Raw genomic sequence first — 25408 nt, 5'->3', positions numbered from 1 at the left:
AATGAGTTTTATTTTTATTTGTTGGTTTTTTTTCTTACGTTGGCGTTCACGTGGCTCACTACATCAAAAAGCCGGGACTGGTTCTTGAGAACCTCTCCGCGGGTTACCAGAAAAAAATCATCGTTGATGATATCTCCCTTGCGATCCCCCAGCAGAAAATGACTGTTCTGGTGGGCGCAAACGGCTGCGGAAAATCGACGCTGTTAAGTACCCTCGCACGGCTGCTTCAGCCGCTCGGCGGCAGCGCGGTGCTGGACGGCAAAGCCATCCACTCGCAGCCAACCAAAGCGGTCGCCCGCCAGCTCGGGATCCTGCCGCAGTCTCCGCTGCTTCCAGAAGGGTTAACCGTATTTGAGCTGGTCTCGCGCGGACGTTTCCCCTGGCAGAACGTGATGCGCCAGTGGAGCGAGGAAGACGAGCGGGCCGTGGAAGAGGCGTTACGCCTGACCGGAACGGCAGAGTTTGCCCATCATCTGGTTGAAAGCCTGTCCGGCGGCCAGCGCCAGCGCTGCTGGATCGCTATGGTGCTGGCGCAGCAAACGCCCTATATCCTGCTGGATGAACCCACGACGTACCTCGATCTTCGCTACCAGGTGGAGATCCTCGAACTACTGCACACGCTGACGCGCCGGCACGGGCGCACCGTGGTGGTGGTTCTGCACGATCTCAACTTCGCCGTGAATTACGGTGATTCGCTGGTCTTTTTACGTCAGGGAAAGGTCGAGGGGGTACTGCATGAGGGCGACGCCTGCACGCCGGAGCTAATCAAAGCGGTGTTTGACGTCGACGTGCATATGTCGGTTAACCCGCTGACCGGCAAGCCGTTCTTTATGCCGTTCCGTCAGGCTGACGACAAACCATGATGCGCACATCTGTGGCCTTTATTCTCTTTACGCTGCTGCTTCTGGCAGGCGCGATTGCGCACCTGAGCATCGGGGCGCGCGTTATCTCCCCCCGGACGGTAGTAGACGCATTTTTCCACTTCGACCCGCGCAATTTTGAGCATAGCGTGATCGTCAGGCTGCGCTTGATGCGGCTATGCGCCGCCCTGGTGGCGGGCGCGGCGCTCGGCGTCGCGGGCGTGCTGCTGCAATCAGTGATCCGCAATCCGCTCGGCGAGCCGCATATCCTGGGGCTGAATGCAGGGGCGGCGCTGGCGGTGGTGCTGACGAGTGCCCTCGGGCTGTCGCTGCCGTTTGGCCGCCCTCTGATAGCCGCAGCTGGCGCCGCCGCGCTCTTTTTGCTGGTGCTAACGTTCTCCTCATCCGGGCGTACCGGTCTCACGCCGATGAAGGTCACGCTGTGCGGCGTGGCAATGTCGGCATTTGCCTCATCGATAACCGCCACGGTGTTGATTCTGGATGAACAGACGCTGCTGGCCATGCGGACCTGGCTTGCGGGGGATGTGGCGGGAGTCATCGGCGAGACGATCGCTAGCGCCGCGGGGGCCGCTGCCGTGGGTTTTGCGCTGGCGCTCTGGCTGTCGCCGTCGCTGAACATGCTGGCGCTGGGCGAGAGAATGGCGCAGGGGCTTGGCGTGTCGCTGCTGAAAACGCGCCTGCTCGCGCTGCTGGCCATCGCCCTGCTGTGCGGCGCGGCGGTTTCAGTTGCCGGACCGATCGGGTTTATCGGACTCGTGGTGCCGCAGCTGATTCGCCGTCTGGTATCGGTGGACCTGCGCGTGATGGTGCCGCTTTCAGCCCTCTGCGGGGCGCTGGTTCTGCTGATGGCGGATATCGCCGCCCGTACGCTGTTTACGCCGTATGAGCTGGCAACCGGCGTGATGACTGCGCTGGTCGGCGCGCCGGTCTTTATCCTTATGGCGTCAAGGATGTTCAAATGAACCGGGCTGGATTGAGGGCAGTACGATTTTTCTCCTTCTCGGCGCTGGTTCGCCCGAGGGCGCTGCTGTATCTGGCCGTATTATCGCTTGCCGCTCTCCTGCTGCTAAGTTTTGGCCTGACGCACGGTTCGCTGCCCATTCCTGCTTCCGCCATCGGACGTGCGCTGTTTTATCCTGAACGTCTGACGGCGGATGCGCATTACATTGTGATGGATATCCGCCTGCCGCGCCTGCTGATGGCCGTGCTGTGCGGCGCGATGCTCGGCATGGCGGGGGCGGCCATGCAGTCCATTACCCGCAACGGCCTTGCTGACCCCGGTCTTATCGGCGTGAAAGAGGGCTGTAGCGCGGCGGTGCTGCTGCTGATTTTTCAGTTTCCGGGATTGGGGCCGTACTGGCGTCCACTTATCGGCATGGCCGGTGGGCTGCTGACCGCGCTGCTGGTAGTGGCGCTGGCGCGTGATATCTCGCGCCCGCGATTCATCCTGATCGGCATCGGCGTGTCATGGGCGTTTGCCGCCGCGATGGGGGTCTTTATGACGACCGCCGACGTGCGCGACGTCCAGACGGCGATGCTGTGGCTGGCGGGGAGCCTGCATACGGCAAGCTGGACGCTGGTCAGCATCGCTGCTGCCTGGACAGTGCCGGCGTTTGCGCTGCTGCTCTTTACCGCACGCGCCGCAGACGTAGCCTTGCTCGGCAACCACACTGCGACGGGGCTGGGCGTGCGGACTTCACGCCTCGCTCTGCTGCGCGTGTTTGCCCCCGTGGTGCTCACCGCGGCCTGCGTCTCCTGCGTGGGGAGTATCGGCTTTGTCGGGCTGATTGCCCCGCACATGGCGCGCCTGCTGCTGCGCGGAGGGCAAACGGCACTGCTGACGGGAAGTGCCGTACTGGGCGCGCTGCTGGTGCTGCTGGCGGATAACGTGGGGCGGCTGGCATTTCTCCCGTTGCAGCTGCCGGCGGGAATTGTCATTTCACTGATTGGCGGACCGTTTTTCCTGCTGCTGCTCTGGCAGCGTCGGGATCGATTTTAGGGGATAAAAATGCGCGTATTTTTTGCAATGCTGGTGCTGGTGGGTTTTGCTGTAGGAGCCGCAGAGCCAACGCAGACGTTTACTGACGACCTGAACCGCAACGTGGTGGTGCCGGTTAACCCGAAGCGGATTGTGTCCCTGCACGACCTGGATATCACCATTCCGCTGATCGAGCTTGGCGTACCGCCGGTTGCCAGCCATGGCCGCACCCGACCGGACGGCAGCCATTTTCTGCGTTCCAGCGGTATGCTGACGGGCATCGATTTTGATAATTCCGACATCACATTCATCGGCACCGCGGATATCGATATTGAAGCCATCGCCGCGGCGAAGCCGGATCTTATCATCACCGAGCCGACCCGCAACACGCCGGTCGAACAGCTGGAAAAAATTGCCCCGACGGTGAGTATCGATCACCTCGACGGCGGTGCGCCGGAGATCTACCGCAAGCTGGCGCAGCTTACCGGGACAGAGGCGCGGCTGAAGATTCTGGAGCGTCGCTATCAGGAGCAGATCGAGGCGCTAAAGGCGACCATCGATACGAGCAAACTGACCGTCTCGGTGATTCAGGCCAATCAGGGCAAAATCAACGCCATGCACAGCTACCACTCGCTTGGGCGCGTGCTGCGCGACGCAGGGTTCAGGTTCCCGCCGCTGATTGAGAGCATCCCGGAGGGCGGGCGCATCGACGTCAGCGCCGAGCGCCTGCCGGAGCTGGATGCTGATTTTGTCTTTGCCACCTGGCGCGGGGACACTGGCGGAAAACCGCAGGACGAGCTGGCGGCGATGGATGCGGTGATGCCGGGCTGGTGTCAGTTTCTCAACGCCTGCCGAACCGGGCATTACGTGCTCATCTCCCGCGAGGAAGCGATCTCAAATTCATTTGCCTCGCTGGGGCTGATGGCCGCGCAGGTGCAGTCGCAGATAGCGGGCCGTCCGCTGCCGGAGGCCGCACGATGATCCGAAAAATTGATGTCTACGGCGACCGCCTCCGCTCGCGGGCGCACCAGCTGACGCCGCGTCTGCTGCAGGTGGCGAGCTATATCAATGAAAATCGTGAAGCGGTTATGGAGCAGACGGCAATGGAGATTGCCGCTGTGCTACACACCTCGGACGCCACCGTGGTGCGTGCCATTCAGGCGCTTGGGTTTGGCGGGCTGCGGGATCTCAAGCAGACCCTGGAGCAGTGGTTTGGCCCGGTGGTCACCTCCAGCGAGAAGATGTCCACCACGGTAAACACGCTTACCAGCGACGTCGACGCGAGCATCGATTTTGTGCTGGAAGGCCATCAGCACACCTGCGCGGTGTTGTCCGAACCGGGCAACCGCTACGCGATGGCGCAGGCCGTGTCGCTGCTGGCGCAGGCGAGACAGGTCGCTATTTTTGGCATTGGCGCATCCGGCATTCTGGCCGAGTACACCTCGCGACTGTTTAGCCGTATAGGCCTGCCTGCGATCCCGCTCAACCGCACCGGTATTGGCCTCGCCGAACAGCTGATTGCCCTACAGCGCGGTGACGTGCTGGTAATGATGGCGCAAAAATCCGCGCACCGGGAGGGGCAGACCACGCTGCGCGAAGCGAAGCGCCTGGGTATTCCCACCATTTTGCTGACCAACGCCACGGACTCGCGCTTTAGCAAAGAGGCAAGCGTAGTGATCCACGTCCCGCGCGGCGGCGAGAAGGGCAAAATCCCGCTGCACGGCACGGTGCTGCTGTGCCTGGAGATGATTATTCTGTCCGTCGCCTCCACCGAGCCGCAGCGCACCATCAAGTCGATGAAGCGCATCAACGAGTTACATCGCGGATTAAAGCCGGGGAAAAAGAGCGGTTGATCTTCCCCCTCTCCCCGTGGGAGAGGGCTGGGGTGAGGGCGTCAAACCGCACGATGGTTCTTCCTGTACTGCAACGGCGTCTCGCCAATCCCCTTTTTAAACGCGCTGATAAACCACGTCACGTCGGAAAATCCCGCCTGTGCGGCAATGTCTCGCACGCTCGAATCCGTGTGGAGTAAACACTCGCACGCCTTACGCAACCTTAGCGTGTTCAGGTAGTCGTGAATTTTTTCGCCCGTTTCCGCATGGAATTTTCGCGATACGTAACTGCGCGATTTACCCAGCTCTGCGGCCAGCGCATCCAGACGAAATTTCTCCTGATAATGCTCGTCGAGCCAGAACATGACCTGGCTGGCGATCCCCTGGCTGTTGCCCGGTTCGCCGTCGCGATCGTCGGGCAGCATCGCGAACAGGCCGATCAGCAGGCTGGCGATGCTCTCGCCGTTCATCGGCGGTTTATAGCAGCTAAAGAGATGGTCGATATGGTGGTGACAGTGGGCTAAATCGGCGACCCACGCTTCGCCGCCACGGCGTGACAGCCGCTCCAGGCGCTGCCGGGTCTGGGGAAAATCCCGCAGGATCTTCAGCACCGCGTGCTGGTCGAGATGAATAATGGTGCGGCGGTAAATTGCCTCCGCCTGTTCGTCCACCATGACCTTATGCAGCGTAAAAGGCGGGAAGAAAAACAGTCGTCCGGGGCGCATGGTGTAGTGACGATTATCGACAATCGCCACGCCAAAGCCCTCTTCCACATAGAGGATCTCCAGACACTGATGCCAGTGATGGTAGCGCACCGTATTGGCAAACAGGCGGCTGAACGAGGCCACGGTATCGTTCAGGGCGATCAGTTCCAGAAGGTCGGATGTCGGCGTGTCGCGCATAGTGCAATAAAACTCAACTTTTTCCCGTCTGATCGTCTTTATAAACCACCTTTTTAAATTTTCTCAACTGGAGGTTTATTCATCGTTCATGCCTGTGACATGGCTAACATTTCTGCCCCTTGCGGATTCACTATGCTTTGCCGCAGTTGATTACGAGGGCGAACCGATGTGGGCGGCAAACAAAGAAAAATCAAATCCGTTGTCTTCACGCCAGGAGGTAGTGGCGTCGTTGTATGCACTTTTACAGGCGCTGGACACGCAATTTCCGGCGAACCTTTCACGATTCCCGCTGGGCGACACCTGCGCCCATTACACAGCGGATATTGCGCAGATGGAGGGACTTTCTCGCGCGCTCTGGGGTCTGTTTCCGCTGATGGCGTCCGGCGAAAGCACGCCGTTCAGCGAGAAGTACCTTACTGCCATTAAGCTTGGTACCGACCCGCAAAGCAGCGGCTACTGGGGTGAAACCGGCCCGTACGATCAGCGTCTGGTGGAGATGGCGGCCTACGGTCTGGGGCTCGCTCTGCTGGGGGATAAACTCACCGCGCACTTTACCGGGCGCGAGGTGATGAACCTGCACGCGTGGCTCAACCAAATCACCGACGCGCAGATGCCGGACAGCAACTGGAACTATTTTGCCATTATGGTCCAGCTCGGCTTTAAGCGCGCCGGCCTGCCGTACGATCGGGCCGCCATTGACCACCGCTTTGCGCTGATGGACGCCTACTACCTCGGCGACGGCTGGTATTCCGACGGTCCCGGCCGCCCGAAAGATTACTACATCTCCATGGCTTTCCATTTCTACGGCCTGATTTACGCCACGCTGAGTGACGACGAGGCGAGGGCGAAGGTGCTGCGCGAGCGCTCGCGTCTGTTCGCGGAAGACTTTATCTACTGGTCCGCCGCCGATGGCGCCTCGGTGCCGTTTGGCCGCAGCCTGACCTACCGCTTTGCCATGGTTGCCTTCTGGAGCGCGGTGGCCTTTTCTCAACTGGACGTCTTCACCCCGGGCATCGTGAAGGGCATTGTGCTGCGGCATCTGCGCTGGTGGCAGCAGCAGTCGATTGTCGATCGCGACGGTATTCTCACCCTCGGCTTTGCGTATCCGAACCTGGCGATGTGCGAGGATTACAACTCCCCCGGTTCACCGTACTGGGCGCTGAAAACCTATCTGATCCTGGCGCTGCCGGAAGCACACCCGTTCTGGCAGGCGGAAGAACAACCGCTGCCCGCGCTTGCTGGAAAACATGTGATTCCGCATGCGCAGCAGATCCTGATGCATTCGAAAGATTCGCAGCACGTCGTCATGCTCACCGCCGGTCAGCTGGAGCTGAACAACTACGTCAACACCGAAGCGAAATACACCAAATTTGCCTACTCCAGCCGCTTCGGATTCACCCTTGAGCGCGGGCGTTTTGGCCTGAAGCATGCCGCCTGCGATTCCATGCTGCTGCTGGCGGACGGAGATGACTATTTCCGCGGTCGTCGCGAGTGCGAAGAGGTTCGGGTGGATGAAAATTACATTTTCTCGCGCTGGTCGCCGTGGCGCGACGTGCAGATTGCGACCTGGCAGATCCCGTTCGGGGAGTGGCACCTGCGCCTGCACCGTATCAACAGCGCGCGCACTCTGCAAACCGTCGAGGGCGGCTTTGCGGTGATGAAAACCGCCCACCAGGTGCGCGAACGCGGTTGTTATCTGTTGGCTGAAAACGGCAGCAGCGTCATTGTCGATCTTTCGCCGATCATTCATCGCCAGCCAGACAGCATCGTCACGCCGCCGAACAGCAGCATTATGTTTGCGGAGTGTGCCTCCATTCCGCTGTTAAAAGCTGACCTCCCGCAAGGGGAAAGCTGGCTCTGTTGCGCCGTTCTGGCTGGCGGAAAACAGCCCGCTGCGGCGACGCCGCAGCTGAATATAACCCATAACCAGGTCGTGATTAGCGAACCCGGAAGCGAACGTAAGCTGTCGTTCACATTATAAAAATCTGGCCCTACACCCCGGCGAGGATGATATGAAAAGCACATCGACAACCAACAGAACTGAATATTACAAAATCAGCAGCTTTATCTTTCTCTATTTCTTTACCTGGTCTGCCAGTATTGGTCTGCTGGCAATCTGGCTCGGTCAGAAAGCCAACCTGAGCGGATCGGTGATTGGAACCGTCTTTGCGGTGAACGGGATATTCTCCGTTATTCTCAAGCCGATCTACGGCTATATTCTCGATAAGATCGGCATGAGCAAATATCTGCTCTATTTTGTGGTGATCATGTCGGCCCTGATGGCGCCATTCTTTATTTATGTTTACCAGCCGCTGTTAATGTCTAATACCCTGCTGGGGATTATTATCGGCGCGCTCTATTTAAGCTTTGCCTGGTACGCGGGCGTGGCGGCGTGTGAATCCTATTCCGACCGCTTTAGCCGTTTGAATGGCATGGAGTTCGGGCAGATCCGTATGTGGGGATCGCTCGGCTGGGCGGTGGCGTCATCTTTCTCCGGCCTGCTGTTCAACCTCTCACCGGCGTATAACTTTATTCTCGGCAGCGTGGCGTCGGTGGTGATGCTGATTGTCCTGCTGAGCCTGAAAGTGAACACTAACTCCGCTCACGCAGGCGAGGTGCTGACGAAAGAGAAAATTGCCCCGTCCGACGTTTACGCCCTGCTGCGTAACCGCAAATTCTGGGCCTTCTGCCTGTACGTGGCGGGCGTGGCATGGATGATGTTTATCGCCGAGCAGCAATTCTCGCGCTATTTCGTCACCTTCTTCGATGATATTCATGAGGGCAACGCCGTATTCGGCTATCTCGGGACCGTACAGTCGGGCATGGAATTTGTCATGTATATGGTGGTCCCGCTGTTTGTGAACTTTATTGGCGCCAAACGCGGGCTGTTAATTGTCGGGCTGGTGGTTGGGGCGCGTCTAATTATTTCCGGCATGTGTGATTCACACCTGTTAATTTCAGTGCTTAAGCCGCTGTACGGTCTGGAAATTTGTCTCCTGCTGGTGTCGGTATTTAAATATATCGCCGAGCATTTCGACAAGCGCGTCAATGCCACCATGTATTTACTCGGCTATCAGGCGATGCTCTACGTTGGCAACGTGGTGGTCTCTTCCCCTGCCGGCTATATGTATGACCGTATTGGCTTTGAGCACACCTATATCATCATGGGCGCAACGGCGCTGACCTTTACCCTTATTTCTGCTTTTACGTTATCCGCCTGTCAGAGCAAATGGCGCGGGGCTCGTGCGCTGAACGTAGCAGAAACGTCAACACGATAAATTACGCCGTCAAAGAAGGAACCGAAATATGTTAAGTCGTATCAAAGAAGAACGTCTGCCTGTTATCGCTGCGCCCGTTGACTCCCGCGCATTCAGCGATGAACTGAATTCGGCGCGCAGCCACGTTCTCGACCTGATTAGCCGTCATTTAACGGAGTTCGGCGACAAATTCCCGGCGGAAACCTGCCAGAACGGTTTTTATCCGCTGACTGACAACGTGGAGTGGACCACCAGCTTCTGGACCGGGCAGCTGTGGCTGGCATGGGAGATGAGCGGCGAGGAAAAATTCCGCGCGATGGCGGAAAAACACGTGCGCTCGTTTGGCCTGCGCATCGCCGGGCGCAACGACACCAACACCCACGATTTAGGCTTCCTCTACACGCTCTCCTGCGTAGCCGCGTGGCGGCTGACCGGAAGCCGCGAGGCGCGCGGCTTCTCGCTGCTGGCGGCGGAAGCCCTGCTGGAACGCTTCCACGAGAAGGCGAAAATCATCCAGGCGTGGGGCGATCTCTCCGATCCGGAGCAGGCCGGGCGGATGATCATCGACTGCAACATGAACCTGCCGCTGCTCTACTGGGCAACGGAGCAGACGGGCGATCCGCGCTTTGCCGACGCCGCAAAAGCGCACGTCATGCAGGCCGCGACATACCTCATTCGTGACGATGCCTCCACCTTCCACACCTACTATATGGATGTGGCAACCGGCGCACCGCGCTACGGCAACACCCAGCAGGGCTACGCCGACGACTCCTGCTGGTCGCGCGGGCAGGCTTGGGGCATTTACGGTTTCCTGCTGAGCTATATCTATACCGGCGACGAAACGATGATCGCCCTGTCAAAACGGCTGGCGAACTACTTCCTCAATCGCCTGCCGGAAGACTACGTCTGCCACTGGGATCTGGCGCTGGTGGGCACCGACGCACTGCGTGATTCTTCCTCGGCGGCAATTGCGGTGTGTGGACTGCTGGAGCTGGTGAAACATCTGCCGGTCACAGATCCGGATCGCGAACGTTACCTCGAATGGGCGAAAGGGATTATGTCCTCGCTGACAAAGCACTATCTGATGGGCAAAGAAGAGAAGGGCAACGGGCTGCTTAAGCACTCGGTGTATCACCTGGCGAGCAATAAAGGCGTGGATGAGTGCGCGAGCTGGGGCGATTACTTCTACGTTGAGGCACTGGTGCGTTTTACGCAGAGCTGGAAACTGTACTGGTAAAAACAGTCGGGGGGTAACCCCCGACTTATCGATCACGCTTTCGGAATACGCAGCGTCTGACCGGGATAGATCTTATCCGGGCTGGAGAGCATTGGGCGGTTAGCCTCAAAAATCTTATTGTACTGGTTGGCATCGCCGTACACGGTTTTAGAGATTGCGCTCAGGGTATCGCCGGATTTCACCGTATAGTAGGTGGCTTCATCTTTGGCATCTGTTGCGGTGATATTGTTCTCCACTTCGCTGACGCCCGCGATGTTGCCGACGGCGACCTGGATTTTTTCTTTCTGCTCCTGCGTCAGCCCGTCGCCCGTCACGCTGGCCTTGCCGTCAGTGACGTTAACCTGAACCTTATCGGAACCGGGAATGTTGAGTTTCTTGAGGTGCTCGGTGATTTTGTCGCCCTGACCTTTATGATCGGTCAGGTTATCCCACAGCTTTTCGCCTGCTTCTTTTACGAAGTTAAAAAGTCCCATTCCATCCTCCTGTTAACAATGAAGTCAGAATAAGCATAGCAGTTGAGTATTAAGATGATACAAAAAGCCCGGTGGCGCTAGCGCTTACCGGGCCTACGAGTCAGGTTTTGTAGGCCGGGTAAACGCAGTGCCACCCGGCAAATTTCACGGAACTTAAACCCCTTGCTCCAGAATACGGATGTGGGTTTCCAGAACGTCCCCTTTCACCGCGTCGCTCCACGCTTTCATATGCGCGGTCTGCAAATGCGCTTCAAGGTGCGCGACGGTTTCCCACTGCTCAACCATGATGATTGAGTCTGGCGCGGTCGCCTGAAAGCTTGCGCTGGTGGCGGCGTCCACCATCGGCGCGTAGCCGTGGCAGCCTTCTTCTTTCAGTACGGTCGGGATGATCTTCGCGAACTCATCCAGTACCGCCTGGCGGTGATGTTGGCCAGGACGCGTACGGATTTCAGCAATAACGGTAAGCATAATTAACTCCTTCTAATTCCAGGCTACCAGTTAAGCAAAAATTTCCGCGAGATGCTTGCGATATTCTGCGATATAGCGCGGGACGTCCGGCATTTTAATCACGTCGTTGACGATAAAGGTCGGCAGCGGCTCCATACCCAGGAACTGATTCGCCTTGTGGAACGGCAGATACGCGCCGTCTACGCCCACGCCTTCGAAGAACTGATCTTGCTCAGTGAACGCTTCTAGCGGGGCATTCCAGGTCAGGGAGAGCATGTATTTCTTGCCCTGAATCAGGCCGCCGGAACCGTATTTTTTAGACGCGTCTGAGCGGGTGCGGCCGTCGCTGGCATACAGCGAACCGTGACCTTCGGTAAACACATCGTCCATGTATTTTTTCACGGTCCACGGTGCGCCCATCCACCAGCCCGGCATCTGCCAGATAACCACGTCGGCCCACAGGAAGTTCTGCACTTCGGCCTTCACGTCGTAATCGCTGTCCGCGCGCACGACCTTAACATCATGTCCGGCGTCGCGCAGGAAACCATCCGCGACCTCGGTCAGGGTGTCATTGAGCTGGCCTTTAGAGTGCGCAAATTCTTTCGCGCCGTTGATAATCAGAATATTGCTCATTATTTGTCCTCGATGCTGAGAGTATGCCGGGTATTCTACGCGCGAGGACGGAGCGGAAAAATAAGCAAAATGTGCAAAGTCTTTTGCGCTCAGCGCAATAATGGCTACCAGCTGACGGTCACCTCAAAGCCCCCTTCCGGCGCATTGCCCAGCGAGACGCTCATCCCATGTAACGTCGCGATACGCTTGACGATAGACAACCCCAGACCGCTGCCGGTGGCGTCCTGGCCCGGTGGACGATAAAAGCGCTCGCCGAGACGCGCCAGCGCATCGGAAGAAATGCCCGGGCCGTTGTCGCGCACGGTAAAGCTTTGGGTATGCAGCGTCACGTCCACCACGCTGCCGCGCGGGCTGTAACGAACGGCGTTGTCCAGCAGGTTACGCGCCAGAAGGCTCAGCAGTAGCGGCTGTCCGTGACGCATCACCTCGGGCGCGTTGACGTTGAGCCGAATATCAATGCCCGCCTGCTGCGCCGGATGCCAGATATCCAGCACCGCGGATTGCAGCAAATCGGCCATCATCACGGGTTCGACGTCATCAAGATTATCCAGTGAATCCAGGCGCGACAGGGTGAGAAGCTGGTCCACCAGCCGGGAGGCGCGGTCGATGCCCGCATGCAGCTGCCCCAGCGCTTTAGACTGCGCCCCGGGATCGTCAAGGGAAAGCTGCGCCACGTCGGTTTGCACCTTCAGCGCGGCCAGCGGGCTGCGCAACTCATGGGCGGCATCCGAGGTGAAGCGGCGCTCGCGGGCCATCATCTCCTGCGTACGGGCGAAAAGATGGTTAAGCGCATCAAGCAGCGGGCGAACCTCCGTCGGCACGCCGTGGGTGGGCAGCGTATCGGTCGCATCCGGCGAGCGCGAGCGCAGGGTCTGCGCCAGTTTTTTCAGCGGTTTCAGTTCCCGGCTCAGCAGAACAATCAGCAACAGTAGCATTACGGGCAGCGCCACCAGCCACGGCGTCAGCTGCGAGCTGACCACGTCCAGCGCCATATCCTGTCGGTACTCCCACTCCTGGCCAACCACCACGCGGTATTTCCCGTCCGGAGAAGTCAGCCACAGGAAACGCCATTCGTCGTTGTCATCCTGCAACCGACCGTCATCAAACCCGTCCCGGCGGTAGAGGTAAGGTATGTCGCGCCCGTTTTCGCCGTCGTTAAGCACCATGCTGCCGTCGGCGGTGAAGATTGCGAAGGCCAGCGCATCGTCGTCCAGATGGCCGTGTTTGGCTTTTTTCGGTACCTCGCGCATGCGTTCCGGGGCGCGGAGTTCGTCCACGTCCATCGTCAGCAGCCGTTTGGCAAACAGCATCTGCTGGGTATCGAACAGCTTATCGAGCTTGTCGGTCGTCTGGTGCCAGGCCACCACGCTTGCGGCAAACCAGGCCGCCAGGGACAGCAACAAAAAGAGGAGCGTCAGGCGCAGCTTCAGGCTCAGGCGTTGGGTCAGTTTCATGCGTCACCCAGGGTATAACCGATGCCGTGCACGGTGCGGATAAATTCGCTGCCGAGCTTGCGGCGTAAATGATGAACGTGGACTTCGACGGCGTTGCTGGAGACGTCATCATCCCAGTTGTAGAGTTTCTCCTCGATGGTCTTGCGCGGCAGCACGCGGCCCGCGTTGCGCATCAGCAGCTCCAGCAGGGCGAACTCTTTGGGTTTGAGCACCAGCGTTTCGCCCTCCAGCGTGGCGACAAGGCTTGCCGGATCGAGCGTGACCTTGCCGTGACGCAGCTCGCTGCGCGCCTGCCCGTGACTGCGGCGCACCAGCGCTTCAAGGCGGGCCGCCACTTCAATCAGCGCGAACGGCTTACACAGGTAATCATCCGCCCCCAGGCGTAACCCTTCGACGCGCTGATTCAGCGCATCCCGCGCGGTCAGGATCAGCACCGGTTCGCTCTTACCGCTTTCGCGCCAGGCGCGCAGGATCTCAAGCCCGTCGATTTCTGGCAGCGTCAGGTCCAGCACCACGGCATCATACGGCGCGGTGTACAGGGCCGCCTGCCCGGTTTTACCGTCGGTAAACCAGTCCACGTTAAAGCCCATTTTGCTTAAGCCCGCTTTGATGCCGTCGCCGATGAGCCTGTCGTCTTCTACCAGTAAAATGCGCATATTTCCTCCTTGATGCCGTCAGTAAACCTTCTGCAAGCGCCTGCTGTACAGTAAAAATAAATAAATTTTCCCCTTAAGAAGTTGTTAAGGTTTACCCTGTTTAATGGATTGTGAAACGACATTAAAGGGAGAGATAAAGATGAAAAAATTCGCTGCAATTGCTGCCATCATGATGATGACCACGGCCCCTGTCTTTGCTGCACAGGGTGGCTTCTCTGGCCCATCTGTGACACAGAACCAGACGCAAACCCAGCAGGGTGGCTTTGTCGATAACAACGCCAACCTCACCACCGCGGCTAAAGTGAAAGACCTGAAGGACGATGTCTGGGTGAAGCTGCGCGGGAACATTACCGAGCGCCTGTCCGATGACCGTTACACCTTCCGCGATGAGAGCGGCACGGTGGTGGTGGAGATCGACCACAAGCGCTGGAACGGCGTGACGGTGACGCCCCAGGATAAAGTCGAACTCCAGGGTAAAATCGATAAAGACTGGAACGAGTTTGAAATCGACGTGAAGCAGGTTATCAAGCTGAACAAATAACCCGGAAAGGGCCGCTTATGCGGCCCTTTTTCTTTGTGACTCAACTCGCCAGATGAGGTAGTATCTGCGGCAATATTGCCTGAAACCCATCGGTTTCTGAGTTGAGGAATCACACGTAATGAGCGATATGGCAGAGCGCCTCGCGCTACATGAATTCACGGAAAACGCCTACCTGAACTACTCCATGTACGTCATCATGGACAGGGCGTTGCCGTTTATCGGGGATGGCCTGAAGCCCGTTCAGCGCCGCATCGTCTATGCGATGTCCGAACTGGGGCTGAATGCTACCGCCAAGTTTAAGAAATCCGCCCGTACCGTCGGCGACGTGCTGGGTAAATACCATCCGCACGGCGACAGCGCCTGCTATGAAGCGATGGTGCTGATGGCCCAGCCGTTCTCTTATCGCTATCCGCTGGTGGATGGCCAGGGGAACTGGGGGGCACCGGACGATCCGAAATCCTTCGCGGCAATGCGTTATACCGAATCCCGCCTGTCTAAATATGCCGAAGTGCTGTTGGGCGAGCTGGGGCAGGGGACGGTCGACTGGGTGCCAAACTTCGACGGTACGATGCAGGAGCCGAAGATGCTGCCTGCGCGTCTGCCGAACATCCTGCTGAACGGCACGACCGGTATCGCCGTGGGCATGGCGACGGACATTCCGCCGCACAACCTGCGTGAAGTGGCAAAAGCCGCCATCACCCTGATTGAGCAGCCGAAAACCTCGCTGGACGATCTGCTGGATATTGTGCAGGGGCCGGACTATCCGACCGAAGCCGAGATCATCACCTCGCGCGCGGAAATCCGCAAAATCTACCAGAACGGTCGCGGCTCCGTGCGCATGCGCGCGGTGTGGACCAAAGAAGACGGGGCCGTGGTGATCACCGCGCTGCCGCACCAGGTGTCCGGTGCGAAGGTGCTGGAGCAGATCGCCTCCCAGATGCGCAATAAAAAGCTGCCGATGGTGGACGACCTGCGCGACGAATCGGACCACGAAAACCCGACCCGTCTGGTGATCGTGCCGCGCTCTAACCGCGTGGACATGGAGCAGGTGATGAACCACCTGTTCGCCACTACCGATCTGGAAAAAAGCTACCGCATCAACCTGAACATGATTGGTCTGGACGGTCGTCCGGCGGTGAAAAACCTGCTGGAGATCCTCACCGAATGGCTGGCCTTCCGCCGCGATACGGTGCGCCGTCGTCTGAACCATCGTCTGGAAAAAGTGCTTAAGCGCCTGCATATCCTCGAAGGTTTGCTGGTGGCGTTCATCAACATTGACGAAGTGATCGAGATCATTCGTACCGAGGACGAACCTAAGCCTGCCCTGATGTCGCGCTTTGGCATCAGCGAAACCCAGGCCGAAGCGATCCTCGAACTGAAATTGCGCCATCTCGCCAGACTGGAAGAGATGAAGATCCGCGGCGAGCAGAACGAGCTGGAAAAAGAGCGCGATCAGCTTCAGGCGATTCTGGCATCCGAGCGCAAGATGAACACCCTGCTGAAGAAAGAGTTGCAGGCCGATGCCGACGCCTTTGGCGACGACCGTCGTTCTCCGCTGCACGAGCGCGAAGAGGCGAAGGCGATGAACGAGCACGACATGCTGCCTTCCGAGCCGGTGACCATCGTGCTTTCCCAGAGCGGCTGGGTACGTAGCGCTAAAGGCCACGATATCGACGCGCCGGGTCTGAGCTACAAATCTGGTGACAGCTTCAAGGCGGCGGTGAAGGGCAAGAGTAACCAGCCGGTGGCGTTCATCGACTCCACGGGCCGCAGCTACGCCATCGACCCGATCACGCTGCCGTCTGCGCGCGGCCAGGGCGAACCGCTAACTGGCAAGCTGACGCTGCCGCCGGGCGCCACGGTGGACCATATGCTGATGGAGGCCGACGATCAAAAACTGCTGATGGCGTCTGATGCGGGCTACGGCTTTATCTGTACCTTCAACGATCTGGTGTCGCGTAACCGTGCTGGTAAGGCGCTGATTAGCCTGCCGGATAACGCACACGTCATGCCGCCGCTGATCATCGAGAACGAAAGCGACATGCTGCTGGCGATCACCGCTGCCGGACGCATGCTGATGTTCCCGGTCAGCGATCTGCCGGAGCTGTCGAAAGGGAAGGGCAACAAGATCATCAGTATCCCGTCAGCGGAAGCGGCAAAAGGCGTCGATGGCCTTGCGCATCTCTTCCTGCTGCCGCCGCAGAGCACGCTGACCATTCATGTCGGCAAGCGTAAAATCAAACTGCGTCCGGAAGAGTTGCAGAAGGTGGTGGGTGAGCGTGGACGTCGCGGCTCACTGATGCGCGGCCTCCAGCGAATCGACCGCGTGGAGATCGACTCGCCGGCGCGCAGCAAAGCGGACGACAGCGAAGAGTAACCTGTTTCATCCCCCCTCTTTCCGGAGGGGGAATTACCATAAAATTTCCCGTAAAAACGTTGTTAATTCGTGCGTTGCGATTAACAATACGCGCTCGTAATAAAGTCCTTACCTGGCCACAGGTGAAGTATAATTGTCAGCTGTCAGGGCTTCAGAGGTCGCTATGCTATACATTGTTCGTCTCATTCTTACCGTTATTTATTGCATTCTGGTCTGTATTTTCGGATCGATTTATTGCCTGTTCAGCCCGCGTAACCCAAAGCATGTCGCGACGTTTGGCCACATGTTTGGTCGTCTTGCGCCGCTGTTTGGCCTGAAGGTTGAAAAGCGTCTGCCTGAAGGGGCGGAGAATTTCGGTAACGCCATCTATATCGCTAACCATCAGAACAACTACGATATGGTGACGGCCTCAAATATTGTTCTTCCGCCGACCGTAACCGTGGGTAAAAAAAGCCTGCTGTGGATCCCGTTTTTCGGTCAGCTGTACTGGCTCACCGGTAACTTACTGATTGACCGTAACAACCGCGCCAAAGCGCATGGCACCATTGCGGAAGTGGTGGATCAGTTTAAAAAGCGCCGGATTTCCATCTGGATGTTCCCGGAAGGGACGCGCAGCCGTGGTCGCGGCCTGCTGCCGTTTAAGACCGGCGCGTTTCATGCTGCAATTGCGGCAGGCGTTCCAATTATTCCCGTGTGTGTTTCCAATACATCGAATAAGATTAATCTTAACCGTCTGAATAACGGACTGGTCATTGTCGAAATGCTGCCGCCGGTAGATACCTCAAAATACGGTAAAGACCAGGTGCGCGAGCTGGCCACGCACTGCCGCGAGCTGATGGCTCAGCATATTGCGCAGCTCGATAAAGAAGTTGCAGAGCGAGAAGCCGCCGGTAAGATTTGACCCGGTGTCGTGTAAGGGAAAACGAATTCCCGCGTTGTTAGTCGTTTCAGATGGAGCTTATATGTCACTCAGTCGGCGTCAGTTTATTCAGGCTTCGGGTATCGCCCTTTGTGCGGGTGCGATGCCGCGGACAGCCAGCGCCGCCGGGCAGCAACAGCCGCTGCCTATTCCGCCGTTGATTGAATCCCGTCGCGGGCAGCCGCTATTCCTCACGCTTCAGCGTAGCCACTGGTCCTTTACCCAGGGAACGCGCGCGCAGGTATGGGGCATTAACGGACGCTACCTCGGGCCGACCATTCGCGTGTGGAATGGCGATGACGTTAAGCTCATCTACAGTAACCGTACGACGGAAAATGTCGCGATGACCGTCAGTGGTTTGCAGGTGCCGGGGCCGCTGATTGGCGGCGCGGCACGCATGATGTCGCCGAATGCCGACTGGGCGCCCGTCCTCCCGATTCGTCAGAGCGCGGCGACATTGTGGTATCACGCCAACACCCCGAACCGCACCGCCCAGCAGGTCTACAACGGCCTGGCCGGAATGTGGCTGATTGAAGATGAGGTCAGCAAAACGCTGCCGATCCCGAATCACTACGGCGTTGATGATTTCCCGATCATTATTCAGGACAAGCGGCTGGATAACTTCGGCACGCCGGAGTACAGCGAGCCGGGCAGCGGTGGTTTTGTGGGCGATACGCTGCTGGTTAACGGCGCGCAAAGCCCGTATGTCGAAGTGTCTCGTGGCTGGGTGCGCCTGCGTCTGCTGAATGCCTCTAACTCGCGCCGCTACCAGTTGCAGATGAGCGACGGCCGCGCGCTGCACGTGATTTCAGGCGATCAGGGGTTATTACCTGCGCCGGTATCGGTAAAACAGCTGGCGCTGGCACCGGGCGAACGTCGTGAGATCCTCGTGGATATGACCAACGGGGATGAAGTGTCCGTGACCTGCGGCGAAGCGGCAAGCATTGTTGACCGTATTCGCGGCTTCTTTGAACCGTCGAGCGTGCTGGTCTCCACGCTGGTGCTGACGCTGCGCCCGACCGGCCTGTTGCCGCTGGTGACCGACAGTCTGCCGATGCGCCTGCTGCCGCAGGAGATTGTGACCGGCCCGGCAGTACGCAGTCGCGATATCAGCCTTGGCGACGATCCGGGCATCAACGGTTCGCTGTGGGACGTAAACCGCATTGATATCACCGCCCAACAGGGAACATGGGAGCGCTGGACCGTCCGCTCGGAGATGCCGCAGTCGTTCCATATTGAAGGGGTGTCATTCCTGATCCGCAAAGTCAACGGGGCGATGCCGTTCCCGGAAGACAGGGGCTGGAAAGATACCGTCTGGGTGGATGGCCAGGTCGAACTGCTCGTCTACTACGGCCAGCCTTCCTGGCCGCACTTCCCGTTCCTGTTCCACAGCCAGACGCTGGAGATGATGGACAGGGGATCGGTAGGGCAGATGCTGGTGAATCCGGCACCGTAAAACGAGTCGGGTGGCGGCTTCGCCTTACCCGACCTACAGGCCCGTAGGCCCGGTAAGCGTAGCGTCACCGGGCAATAAATACCCCTTCATTTCCCCCGGTAAACCAGCGTATAATCCCGCTCCTTTTGTCTATTTTTTCTTCGGAAGCATTATGAGCGCTATTTCCCTGATCCAGCCGGATCGCGACCTCTTCTCCTGGCCCCAGTACTGGGCAGCCTGCTTTGGACCGGCGCCGTTCCTGCCGATGTCCCGGGAAGAGATGGATCAACTGGGCTGGGACAGCTGCGATATCATTCTGGTGACGGGCGATGCGTATGTCGATCACCCGAGCTTTGGCATGGCGATCTGTGGCCGTATGCTTGAAGCCCAGGGCTTCCGCGTGGGGATCATCTCCCAGCCTGACTGGAACAGCAAAGACGACTTTATGCGTCTGGGCAAGCCTAACCTGTTCTTCGGCGTGACCGCGGGCAACATGGACTCGATGATCAACCGCTATACCGCCGACCGTAAGCTGCGCCATGACGACGCTTACACGGCTGACAACGTGGCGGGTAAACGTCCCGATCGCGCGACCCTCGTCTACACCCAGCGATGCAAAGAAGCATGGAAAGACGTGCCGGTGATCCTGGGCGGCATCGAGGCGAGCCTGCGCCGCACCGCACACTACGACTACTGGTCTGATACCGTGCGCCGTTCGGTGCTGGTGGATTCGAAAGCCGACATGCTGATCTTCGGCAACGGCGAGCGTCCGCTGGTGGAGGTGGCGCATCGCCTGGCGCAGGGTGAACCGGTCAGCGAGATCCGCGACGTGCGCAACACCGCGATCATGGTGAAAGAGGCGCTGCCGGGCTGGAGCGGGGTGGATTCCCGCATTATCGATATGCCGGGCAAAATCGACCCTATCCCACATCCGTACGGTGACGATCTGCCGTGCGCGGATAACAAACCGGTTGAGCCGAAGAAAGCGGAAGCAAAGGCCGTGGTGGTGCAGCCGCCGCGTCCGAAGCCGTGGGAAAAAACCTATGTGCTGCTGCCGTCTTACGAAAAAGTAAAAAGCGATAAAGTACTTTACGCCCACGCGTCGCGCATCTTACACCATGAAACCAACCCCGGCTGCGCGCGCGCTCTGATGCAAAAGCACGGCGAGCGCTATATCTGGGTTAACCCACCGGCGATCCCGCTCTCTACCGAAGAGATGGACAGCGTCTTTGCTCTGCCGTACAAGCGTGTGCCGCATCCGTCATATGGCAACAGCCGTATTCCGGCGTACGAGATGATCCGTTTCTCAATCAACATCATGCGCGGCTGCTTCGGCGGGTGCTCATTCTGTTCGATCACCGAACATGAAGGCCGTATTATTCAGAGCCGTTCCGAAGAGTCGATTGTTAACGAGATCGAAGCGATTCGCGACACGGTGCCGGGCTTTACCGGCGTGATCTCCGATCTGGGTGGTCCAACGGCCAACATGTACATGCTGCGCTGTAAATCGCCGCGCGCCGAGCAGACCTGCCGTCGTCTCTCCTGCGTCTATCCGAGCATTTGCGAGCATATGGACACCAACCACGAGCCGACTATCAATCTTTACCGTCGCGCCCGTGACCTGAAAGGCATCAAGAAGATCCTGATCGCCTCCGGCGTGCGTTACGACATTGCGGTGGAAGATCCGCGCTACATCAAAGAGCTGGCGACGCACCACGTTGGCGGTTATCTGAAGATCGCCCCGGAGCACACCGAAGAAGGCCCGCTGTCCAAAATGATGAAGCCAGGCATGGGCAGCTATGACCGCTTTAAACAGCTGTTTGATACCTATTCAAAACAGGCGGGGAAAGAGCAGTATCTGATCCCATACTTCATCTCCGCACACCCCGGCACCCGTGATGAAGACATGGTGAATCTGGCGCTGTGGCTGAAGCAGCGTCGATTCCGTCTGGATCAGGTGCAGAACTTCTACCCGTCGCCGCTCGCCAACTCGACGACCATGTATTACACCGGCAAAAACCCGCTGAGTAAGATTGGTTATAAGAGCGAAGACGTGGTGGTGCCGAAAGGGGATAAACAGCGCCGTCTGCATAAAGCGCTGCTGCGCTATCACGATCCGAAAAACTGGCCGCTGATCCGTCAGGCGCTGGAAGAGATGGGGAAAAAGCACCTGATCGGCTCGCGTCGTGATTGCCTGGTGCCAGCGCCAACGCTGGAAGAGATGCGCGAAGCGCGCCGCCAGAACCGCAACACGCGCCCGGCGCTGACCAAGCACACGCCTATTGCGCATCAGCGTTCGAACGGTGTTGCGGGAACGAAGAAGAACGTAAAACGTAAGACCGGTTAAACCTGTAACAATGCCCGGTGGCGCTGCGCTTACCGGGCCTACAGGTCTAACCCTCTCCCCTCCGGGGAGAGGGCAGGGTGAGGGGATTACCCGCCAAACTGATCCGGGTCCGGCCCAAGCCGTTTGCCCTGATCCAGCTTCGCAATTTCACCCAGCTCGTCTTTATCCAGGCGGAAATCCCAGACGTCGAAGTTCTCGGCGATACGCGATGGCGTGACCGATTTCGGGATCACCACCAGACCGCTATCCAGATGCCAGCGAATGACGATCTGCGCCGGGGTTTTACCGTACTTATCCGCCAGTTCACGGATGATTTTCTGGTCAAACACCCCTTCGCCGCCCTGGGCCAACGGGCTCCAGGATTCGGTCTGGATCTTGTGCGTGGCGTTCCATGAATGAAGCTGGCGCTGCTGCATCAGCGGATGCAGCTCAATCTGGTTAATCACCGGCGCGACGCCCGTTTCATCAATCAGGCGTTGCAGATGATGAACCTGGAAATTACAGACGCCGATGCTTTTTATCAGCCCCTCTTTTTGCAGTTCAATCATCCCTTTCCAGGCATCAACGTAATGGTCGATAGCCGGTACCGGCCAGTGCATGAGATAAAGATCGACGAAATCGAGCTGGAGTTTCTCCAGACTCTCCTGCAACGCTTCGCGGGGACGCTTTTGATCGTCGTTCCACAGCTTGGTGGTGATGAAAAGCTCATCCCGGGGAACGCCGGCGCTGGCAAGCGCTTTTCCCACGCCGTCCTCGTTTTTATAGGCGGCGGCGGTATCGATGGACCGATAGCCGACTTCCAGGGCTTTATGAATGGCGGAGACGACCTCGTCGTTACCGGCTTTCCATACACCTAGCCCCAGCTGGGGCATCACGTTGCCGTCCTGTAGCTTGATTACGGTTTGGTTTGCCATTTTTCCTCCTTCAGGTGCTCATCGCCGGAGGGAACCTCCGACGATGTGATGTGCATTAAGTCTGGACGAAATGTCAAAAAACGAAAGTCAGGATCCTAAAAACGCTTAGCGTGCCGCTTCGTAAATACGACGGCTGACGTCCAGGGTGATGTCGCCATGCTCGCCGATCTGCGTCATGCCGTGTGCTTCCAGTTTCGCCAGCAGGGCAGGGATGGAGCTGCCGTCCAGCCCGTAGCCAGAGAGACGCGTTGGCACGCCCAGGCTTTCAAAGAAGTGACGGGTGGCTTCAATCGCGGCATCGATACGCGCATCGTCGGAACCGTCGGTGATGTTCCACACGCGTTCGGCGTACTGGAGCAGTTTGGCGCGTTTAGCGTCACGTTTTTCGTTCCACAGCGCAGGCAGAACCACCGCCAGCGTCTGGGCGTGATCCAGGCCGTGCATCGCCGTCAGCTCGTGGCCGAGCATATGGGTAGCCCAGTCCTGCGGCACGCCTGCGCCGATCAGGCCGTTCAGCGCCTGGGTGGCAGCCCACATCACGTTGGCACGCACGTCGTAATTTTCAGGCTCTTTCAGCGCTTTTGGACCTTCTTCAATCAGCGTCAGCAGAATGCCTTCCGCGAAACGATCCTGAATTTTGGCGTTTACCGGGTAAGTAACGTACTGCTCAACGGTGTGAACAAAGGCGTCGACCACGCCGTTCGCCACCTGACGCGCAGGCAGGGTATAGGTGTAAACCGGATCGAGGATCGCGAACACGGGCTGAACGTGTTCGTTCATAAAGGCCTGCTTGTCACCGGTGGTTTTACGAGAGATGACCGCGCCTTTGTTGGACTCTGATCCGGTGGCCGGCAGCGTCAGCACGGAGCCCATCGGGATCGCACTGCTGATGTCGCTGCCGCCCGTTTCCAGAATATGCCACGGGTCGATGCCGTCAGCGTAATGGGCCGCCGCCGCGATGAATTTGGTGCCGTCCAGCACGGAACCGCCGCCCACCGCCAGCAGGAAGGTAATTTGCTTCTCACGGGCGATTTTTACCGCGTTCATCAGCGTTTCATAAGACGGGTTAGGCTCGATACCGCCGAACTCGCGCACGTCCAGACCTTCCAGAGCGCTGTACACCTGATCCAGTACGCCGGTTTTTTTCACGCTGCCGCCGCCGTAGGTGATCAGCACGCGGGCGTCAGCGGGGATTTGCGCGCGCAGGTCGGCGATGGCGTCTTTACCAAACAGAATGCGGGTTGGGGTATGAAGATTAAAGTTGTTCATGGCTTGTTCCCTGTAGTGGGTAAAAAATCGTGGTGGCGCAGAAGGCAACCTGATGCTGCTCATTGTGGCGGGCAGGCGCTATCCTCTCAATGCACATTCCTGCCGATGTCTTGCCCATTTCTACAGCGCGCTGGAGAAACGGTAAGAAAATGCGCACACTGTCAGCGTCGGAAACCGTACCCGGAGTAACTGAAAATGAACCGTGATGCCATCTGCCGCCAGCTAACGTCGCAGATTAAAAGACTGATAGATAACGGAAATGATTCGGTTGAGCTGTTGCCGGATATCCGATTGCTGTACGGTACCCAGCCCGGGACGCGCACCCCGGTGATGTATCAGCCCGGCATCGTGTTTCTCTTTTCTGGCCATAAGATTGGCTATATCAATGAGCGCGTGTTCCGTTACGACACCAATGAATATCTGCTTCTGACAGTACCTTTACCCTTCGAATGTGAAACTTTCGCGACAGAGGAGGTACCGCTGGCCGGGATCCGCGTCAACGTCGACATCCTCCAGTTGCAGGAGCTGCTGATGGAGATTGGGGAGGACGAACTTTTCCGGCCGTCAATGGCGGCAAGCGGTATCAACTCCGCGACCCTGTCGGAGGAAATTCTCTGCGCGATTGAACGCCTGTTAGACGTGATGGAAAGGCCGCTGGATGCGCGTATTCTCGGAAAACAGATTATCCGCGAAATTCTTTACCATGTGCTGCTGGGACCGGGCGGCGGGGCGCTGCTGGCGCTGGTAAGCCGGCAAACGCACTTCAGCCTGATTAGCCGCGTGCTGAAGCGCATCGAGAGCCAGTACACGGAAAACCTCAGCGTTGACCAGCTGGCGGCGGAAGCCAATATGAGCGTCTCGGCGTTTCACCATAACTTTAAATCTGTCACCAGCACGTCGCCGTTGCAGTACCTCAAAACCTACCGTCTGCATAAGGCGCGGATGCTGATGATCCACGATGGCATGAAGGCCAGCGCCGCGGCGATGCGGGTCGGGTATGAAAGCGCGTCGCAGTTTAGTCGGGAGTTTAAGCGCTACTTCGGCGTCACACCGGGGGAAGATGCGTCACGTATAAGAACCATGCAGGGAGCCTGAGGGGAAACGGAGGCCGGGTAAGCGGTAGCGCCACCCGGCTTTTATTTATGCGCTGCAATACTTTTTCTTAATCACCACCGCAATGGTACCCACCAGCCCTGCAACCAGCAGGAAAATCGGCAGGATCATCAGGAAGGTCATCACCTGGTCTTCATGGCGCTTAACAAAGGGGATCATATTCAGCGCGTAGCCGAGCGTGGTGACCACGCCTACCCAGAGCAGGGCGCTCAGCCAGTTGAAGAACTGGAAGCGGCGGTTAGAGAGGCCTGAAATACCCGCCATGGTAGGCAACAGGGTACGAACAAACGCCAGAAAACGCCCGGCAAGTAACGCCAGCAGGCCGTGACGGTCAAACATGCAGGTCGCGCGCTGGTGATATTTATGCGGCAGCTGCGCCAGCCAGCCTTTCACCACGCGAGTGTTTCCAAGCCAGCGCCCTTGCAGGTAGCTCAGCCAACAGCCGAGACTGGCCGCAGAGGTGAGGATCACCATTGTCGGTGCGAAGTCCATCACGCCCTTGCCGATTAACGCCCCTGCGAGCAGGAGCAGGCTGTCACCGGGTAAAAATGAGGCTGGCAGTAATCCATTTTCCAGAAACAGCGTCGCGAACATCACGAAATAGACAATCCCGACGACATGCGGGTCCGCCAGCGCGGCAAAATCGTGTTGCCAGAGCGCCGTGATGATATTTTGAATAACAGCCATGGACTTTCCTGTGGAACAGCAGATATAACGCTATTGTACTCCCAATTTTGCCTGTC

The 25408-nt window shown here is 58.2% G+C and carries 23 protein-coding genes; 14 read left to right on the top strand and 9 right to left on the bottom strand.

The window, feature by feature from the left end; genetic code table 11:
- Positions 1 to 50: 50 nt before the first annotated feature.
- Genes IMQ56_RS20650 through IMQ56_RS20630 form a run of 5 tightly spaced genes read left to right on the top strand, consistent with a single transcriptional unit; the run spans position 51 to position 4712 of the window.
- Positions 51 to 863, top strand: coding sequence for an ABC transporter ATP-binding protein (locus IMQ56_RS20650; protein ID WP_017384046.1), 813 nt, complete (start codon positions 51 to 53; stop codon positions 861 to 863).
- Positions 860 to 1843, top strand: a complete 984-nt coding sequence (locus tag IMQ56_RS20645) for an iron ABC transporter permease (RefSeq protein WP_149604259.1) — start codon at positions 860 to 862, stop codon at positions 1841 to 1843. Before IMQ56_RS20650 ends, IMQ56_RS20645 begins: the two co-directional genes overlap by 4 nt.
- Positions 1840 to 2880: an iron ABC transporter permease gene (locus tag IMQ56_RS20640; RefSeq protein WP_017384048.1), complete on the top strand. Its 1041-nt coding sequence runs from the start codon at positions 1840 to 1842 to the stop codon at positions 2878 to 2880. Before IMQ56_RS20645 ends, IMQ56_RS20640 begins: the two co-directional genes overlap by 4 nt.
- A gap of 9 nt (positions 2881 to 2889) precedes the next feature.
- Positions 2890 to 3840, top strand: a complete 951-nt coding sequence (locus IMQ56_RS20635; protein ID WP_015571884.1) for an iron-siderophore ABC transporter substrate-binding protein — start codon at positions 2890 to 2892, stop codon at positions 3838 to 3840.
- Complete coding sequence (locus IMQ56_RS20630; protein ID WP_015571883.1) at positions 3837 to 4712, top strand: MurR/RpiR family transcriptional regulator; 876 nt, start codon at positions 3837 to 3839, stop codon at positions 4710 to 4712. Before IMQ56_RS20635 ends, IMQ56_RS20630 begins: the two co-directional genes overlap by 4 nt.
- 41 nt (positions 4713 to 4753) lie before the next feature.
- On the opposite strand, the gene IMQ56_RS20625 is transcribed toward IMQ56_RS20630, so the two are convergent.
- Complete coding sequence (locus IMQ56_RS20625) at positions 4754 to 5593, bottom strand: AraC family transcriptional regulator (protein WP_196063897.1); 840 nt, start codon at positions 5591 to 5593, stop codon at positions 4754 to 4756.
- A 166-nt stretch (positions 5594 to 5759) separates the two neighbouring features.
- Here IMQ56_RS20625 and IMQ56_RS20620 point away from each other — a divergent pair, with 166 nt between their 5' ends.
- The 3 genes from IMQ56_RS20620 to IMQ56_RS20610 are packed head-to-tail and all read left to right on the top strand — an operon-like array spanning position 5760 to position 10087.
- Positions 5760 to 7574 (top strand): DUF2264 domain-containing protein, encoded by a 1815-nt coding sequence (locus tag IMQ56_RS20620; protein ID WP_196063896.1) that lies wholly within the window; start codon positions 5760 to 5762, stop codon positions 7572 to 7574.
- Between the two features lie 31 nt (positions 7575 to 7605).
- Positions 7606 to 8871, top strand: coding sequence for an oligosaccharide MFS transporter (locus tag IMQ56_RS20615; RefSeq protein WP_015571880.1), 1266 nt, complete (start codon positions 7606 to 7608; stop codon positions 8869 to 8871).
- A gap of 28 nt (positions 8872 to 8899) precedes the next feature.
- Positions 8900 to 10087 (top strand): glycoside hydrolase family 88 protein, encoded by a 1188-nt coding sequence (locus tag IMQ56_RS20610; protein ID WP_015571879.1) that lies wholly within the window; start codon positions 8900 to 8902, stop codon positions 10085 to 10087.
- 32 nt (positions 10088 to 10119) lie between these two features.
- Here IMQ56_RS20610 and lysM read toward each other — a convergent pair whose 3' ends face one another.
- From lysM to qseB, 5 genes are all read right to left on the bottom strand, one after another.
- Positions 10120 to 10560 (bottom strand): peptidoglycan-binding protein LysM, encoded by a 441-nt coding sequence (lysM, locus tag IMQ56_RS20605; RefSeq protein WP_014885249.1) that lies wholly within the window; start codon positions 10558 to 10560, stop codon positions 10120 to 10122.
- A gap of 153 nt (positions 10561 to 10713) precedes the next feature.
- Entirely contained in the window at positions 10714 to 11028 is a 315-nt protein-coding gene (locus IMQ56_RS20600) for a putative quinol monooxygenase (protein ID WP_003862506.1), read from the bottom strand.
- 30 nt (positions 11029 to 11058) lie between these two features.
- Positions 11059 to 11640, bottom strand: coding sequence for an NAD(P)H-dependent oxidoreductase (locus tag IMQ56_RS20595; protein ID WP_015571876.1), 582 nt, complete (start codon positions 11638 to 11640; stop codon positions 11059 to 11061).
- A 104-nt stretch (positions 11641 to 11744) separates the two neighbouring features.
- Positions 11745 to 13094 carry a quorum sensing histidine kinase QseC gene (gene qseC / locus IMQ56_RS20590; RefSeq protein WP_196063895.1) on the bottom strand — a complete coding sequence of 450 codons (1350 nt, stop codon included), beginning with the start codon at positions 13092 to 13094 and terminating at the stop codon, positions 11745 to 11747.
- Positions 13091 to 13750, bottom strand: coding sequence for a quorum sensing response regulator transcription factor QseB (qseB, locus tag IMQ56_RS20585; RefSeq protein WP_017692662.1), 660 nt, complete (start codon positions 13748 to 13750; stop codon positions 13091 to 13093). The genes qseC and qseB overlap by 4 nt, the downstream gene beginning before the upstream one ends.
- A 139-nt stretch (positions 13751 to 13889) precedes the next feature.
- Here qseB and IMQ56_RS20580 point away from each other — a divergent pair, with 139 nt between their 5' ends.
- From IMQ56_RS20580 to IMQ56_RS20560, 5 genes are all read left to right on the top strand, one after another.
- A complete protein-coding gene (locus IMQ56_RS20580) occupies positions 13890 to 14291 on the top strand; it encodes a NirD/YgiW/YdeI family stress tolerance protein (protein ID WP_063136555.1) in 402 nt (133 codons plus the stop codon).
- A 118-nt stretch (positions 14292 to 14409) separates the two neighbouring features.
- Positions 14410 to 16668 (top strand): DNA topoisomerase IV subunit A, encoded by a 2259-nt coding sequence (gene parC / locus IMQ56_RS20575; RefSeq protein WP_196063894.1) that lies wholly within the window; start codon positions 14410 to 14412, stop codon positions 16666 to 16668.
- A gap of 163 nt (positions 16669 to 16831) precedes the next feature.
- Positions 16832 to 17569 carry a 1-acylglycerol-3-phosphate O-acyltransferase gene (plsC, locus tag IMQ56_RS20570; protein ID WP_003862497.1) on the top strand — a complete coding sequence of 246 codons (738 nt, stop codon included), beginning with the start codon at positions 16832 to 16834 and terminating at the stop codon, positions 17567 to 17569.
- 61 nt (positions 17570 to 17630) lie between these two features.
- Positions 17631 to 19043, top strand: a complete 1413-nt coding sequence (gene ftsP / locus IMQ56_RS20565) for a cell division protein FtsP (RefSeq protein WP_196063893.1) — start codon at positions 17631 to 17633, stop codon at positions 19041 to 19043.
- Between the two features lie 151 nt (positions 19044 to 19194).
- On the top strand, positions 19195 to 21369 hold the full coding sequence (locus IMQ56_RS20560) for a YgiQ family radical SAM protein (RefSeq protein WP_017692666.1): 2175 nt from the start codon (positions 19195 to 19197) through the stop codon (positions 21367 to 21369).
- Between the two features lie 86 nt (positions 21370 to 21455).
- Here IMQ56_RS20560 and dkgA read toward each other — a convergent pair whose 3' ends face one another.
- The gene (gene dkgA, locus IMQ56_RS20555) at positions 21456 to 22283 is read right to left on the bottom strand and encodes a 2,5-didehydrogluconate reductase DkgA (RefSeq protein WP_003862493.1); all 828 of its coding nucleotides are present in this window, start codon (positions 22281 to 22283) and stop codon (positions 21456 to 21458) included.
- 105 nt (positions 22284 to 22388) lie between these two features.
- On the bottom strand, positions 22389 to 23552 hold the full coding sequence (yqhD, locus tag IMQ56_RS20550; RefSeq protein WP_196063892.1) for an alcohol dehydrogenase: 1164 nt from the start codon (positions 23550 to 23552) through the stop codon (positions 22389 to 22391).
- 195 nt (positions 23553 to 23747) lie between these two features.
- On the opposite strand from yqhD, the gene IMQ56_RS20545 reads away from it, so the two are divergent.
- Positions 23748 to 24647, top strand: a complete 900-nt coding sequence (locus tag IMQ56_RS20545; RefSeq protein ID WP_015571870.1) for an AraC family transcriptional regulator — start codon at positions 23748 to 23750, stop codon at positions 24645 to 24647.
- Positions 24648 to 24692: 45 nt separating this feature from the next.
- Here IMQ56_RS20545 and yghB read toward each other — a convergent pair whose 3' ends face one another.
- Entirely contained in the window at positions 24693 to 25352 is a 660-nt protein-coding gene (gene yghB, locus IMQ56_RS20540) for a DedA family general envelope maintenance protein YghB (protein WP_015571869.1), read from the bottom strand.
- Positions 25353 to 25408: the final 56 nt, after the last annotated feature.

The organism is Enterobacter sp. Res13-Sevr-PEC09-46 (assembly GCF_015672585.1).
GTDB classification, from domain to species: domain Bacteria; phylum Pseudomonadota; class Gammaproteobacteria; order Enterobacterales; family Enterobacteriaceae; genus Enterobacter; species Enterobacter hormaechei_C.
Note: the sequence above shows the minus strand (reverse complement) of the source record. Positions and strands in the feature narration are given on the sequence as shown.

Coding starts and splice junctions, on each gene's coding strand:
- ftsP (WP_196063893.1), top strand. CDS start 17,631: ATGTCACTCAGTCGGCGTCAGTTTATTCAGGCTTCGGGTATCGCCCTT.
- qseC (WP_196063895.1), bottom strand. CDS start 13,094: ATGAAACTGACCCAACGCCTGAGCCTGAAGCTGCGCCTGACGCTCCTC.
- lysM (WP_014885249.1), bottom strand. CDS start 10,560: ATGGGACTTTTTAACTTCGTAAAAGAAGCAGGCGAAAAGCTGTGGGAT.
- IMQ56_RS20635 (WP_015571884.1), top strand. CDS start 2,890: ATGCGCGTATTTTTTGCAATGCTGGTGCTGGTGGGTTTTGCTGTAGGA.
- plsC (WP_003862497.1), top strand. CDS start 16,832: ATGCTATACATTGTTCGTCTCATTCTTACCGTTATTTATTGCATTCTG.
- IMQ56_RS20640 (WP_017384048.1), top strand. CDS start 1,840: ATGAACCGGGCTGGATTGAGGGCAGTACGATTTTTCTCCTTCTCGGCG.
- qseB (WP_017692662.1), bottom strand. CDS start 13,750: ATGCGCATTTTACTGGTAGAAGACGACAGGCTCATCGGCGACGGCATC.
- IMQ56_RS20595 (WP_015571876.1), bottom strand. CDS start 11,640: ATGAGCAATATTCTGATTATCAACGGCGCGAAAGAATTTGCGCACTCT.
- parC (WP_196063894.1), top strand. CDS start 14,410: ATGAGCGATATGGCAGAGCGCCTCGCGCTACATGAATTCACGGAAAAC.
- yghB (WP_015571869.1), bottom strand. CDS start 25,352: ATGGCTGTTATTCAAAATATCATCACGGCGCTCTGGCAACACGATTTT.
- IMQ56_RS20630 (WP_015571883.1), top strand. CDS start 3,837: ATGATCCGAAAAATTGATGTCTACGGCGACCGCCTCCGCTCGCGGGCG.
- IMQ56_RS20610 (WP_015571879.1), top strand. CDS start 8,900: ATGTTAAGTCGTATCAAAGAAGAACGTCTGCCTGTTATCGCTGCGCCC.
- IMQ56_RS20615 (WP_015571880.1), top strand. CDS start 7,606: ATGAAAAGCACATCGACAACCAACAGAACTGAATATTACAAAATCAGC.
- IMQ56_RS20620 (WP_196063896.1), top strand. CDS start 5,760: ATGTGGGCGGCAAACAAAGAAAAATCAAATCCGTTGTCTTCACGCCAG.
- IMQ56_RS20580 (WP_063136555.1), top strand. CDS start 13,890: ATGAAAAAATTCGCTGCAATTGCTGCCATCATGATGATGACCACGGCC.
- IMQ56_RS20545 (WP_015571870.1), top strand. CDS start 23,748: ATGAACCGTGATGCCATCTGCCGCCAGCTAACGTCGCAGATTAAAAGA.
- IMQ56_RS20600 (WP_003862506.1), bottom strand. CDS start 11,028: ATGCTTACCGTTATTGCTGAAATCCGTACGCGTCCTGGCCAACATCAC.
- IMQ56_RS20625 (WP_196063897.1), bottom strand. CDS start 5,593: ATGCGCGACACGCCGACATCCGACCTTCTGGAACTGATCGCCCTGAAC.
- IMQ56_RS20645 (WP_149604259.1), top strand. CDS start 860: ATGATGCGCACATCTGTGGCCTTTATTCTCTTTACGCTGCTGCTTCTG.
- IMQ56_RS20560 (WP_017692666.1), top strand. CDS start 19,195: ATGAGCGCTATTTCCCTGATCCAGCCGGATCGCGACCTCTTCTCCTGG.
- dkgA (WP_003862493.1), bottom strand. CDS start 22,283: ATGGCAAACCAAACCGTAATCAAGCTACAGGACGGCAACGTGATGCCC.
- yqhD (WP_196063892.1), bottom strand. CDS start 23,552: ATGAACAACTTTAATCTTCATACCCCAACCCGCATTCTGTTTGGTAAA.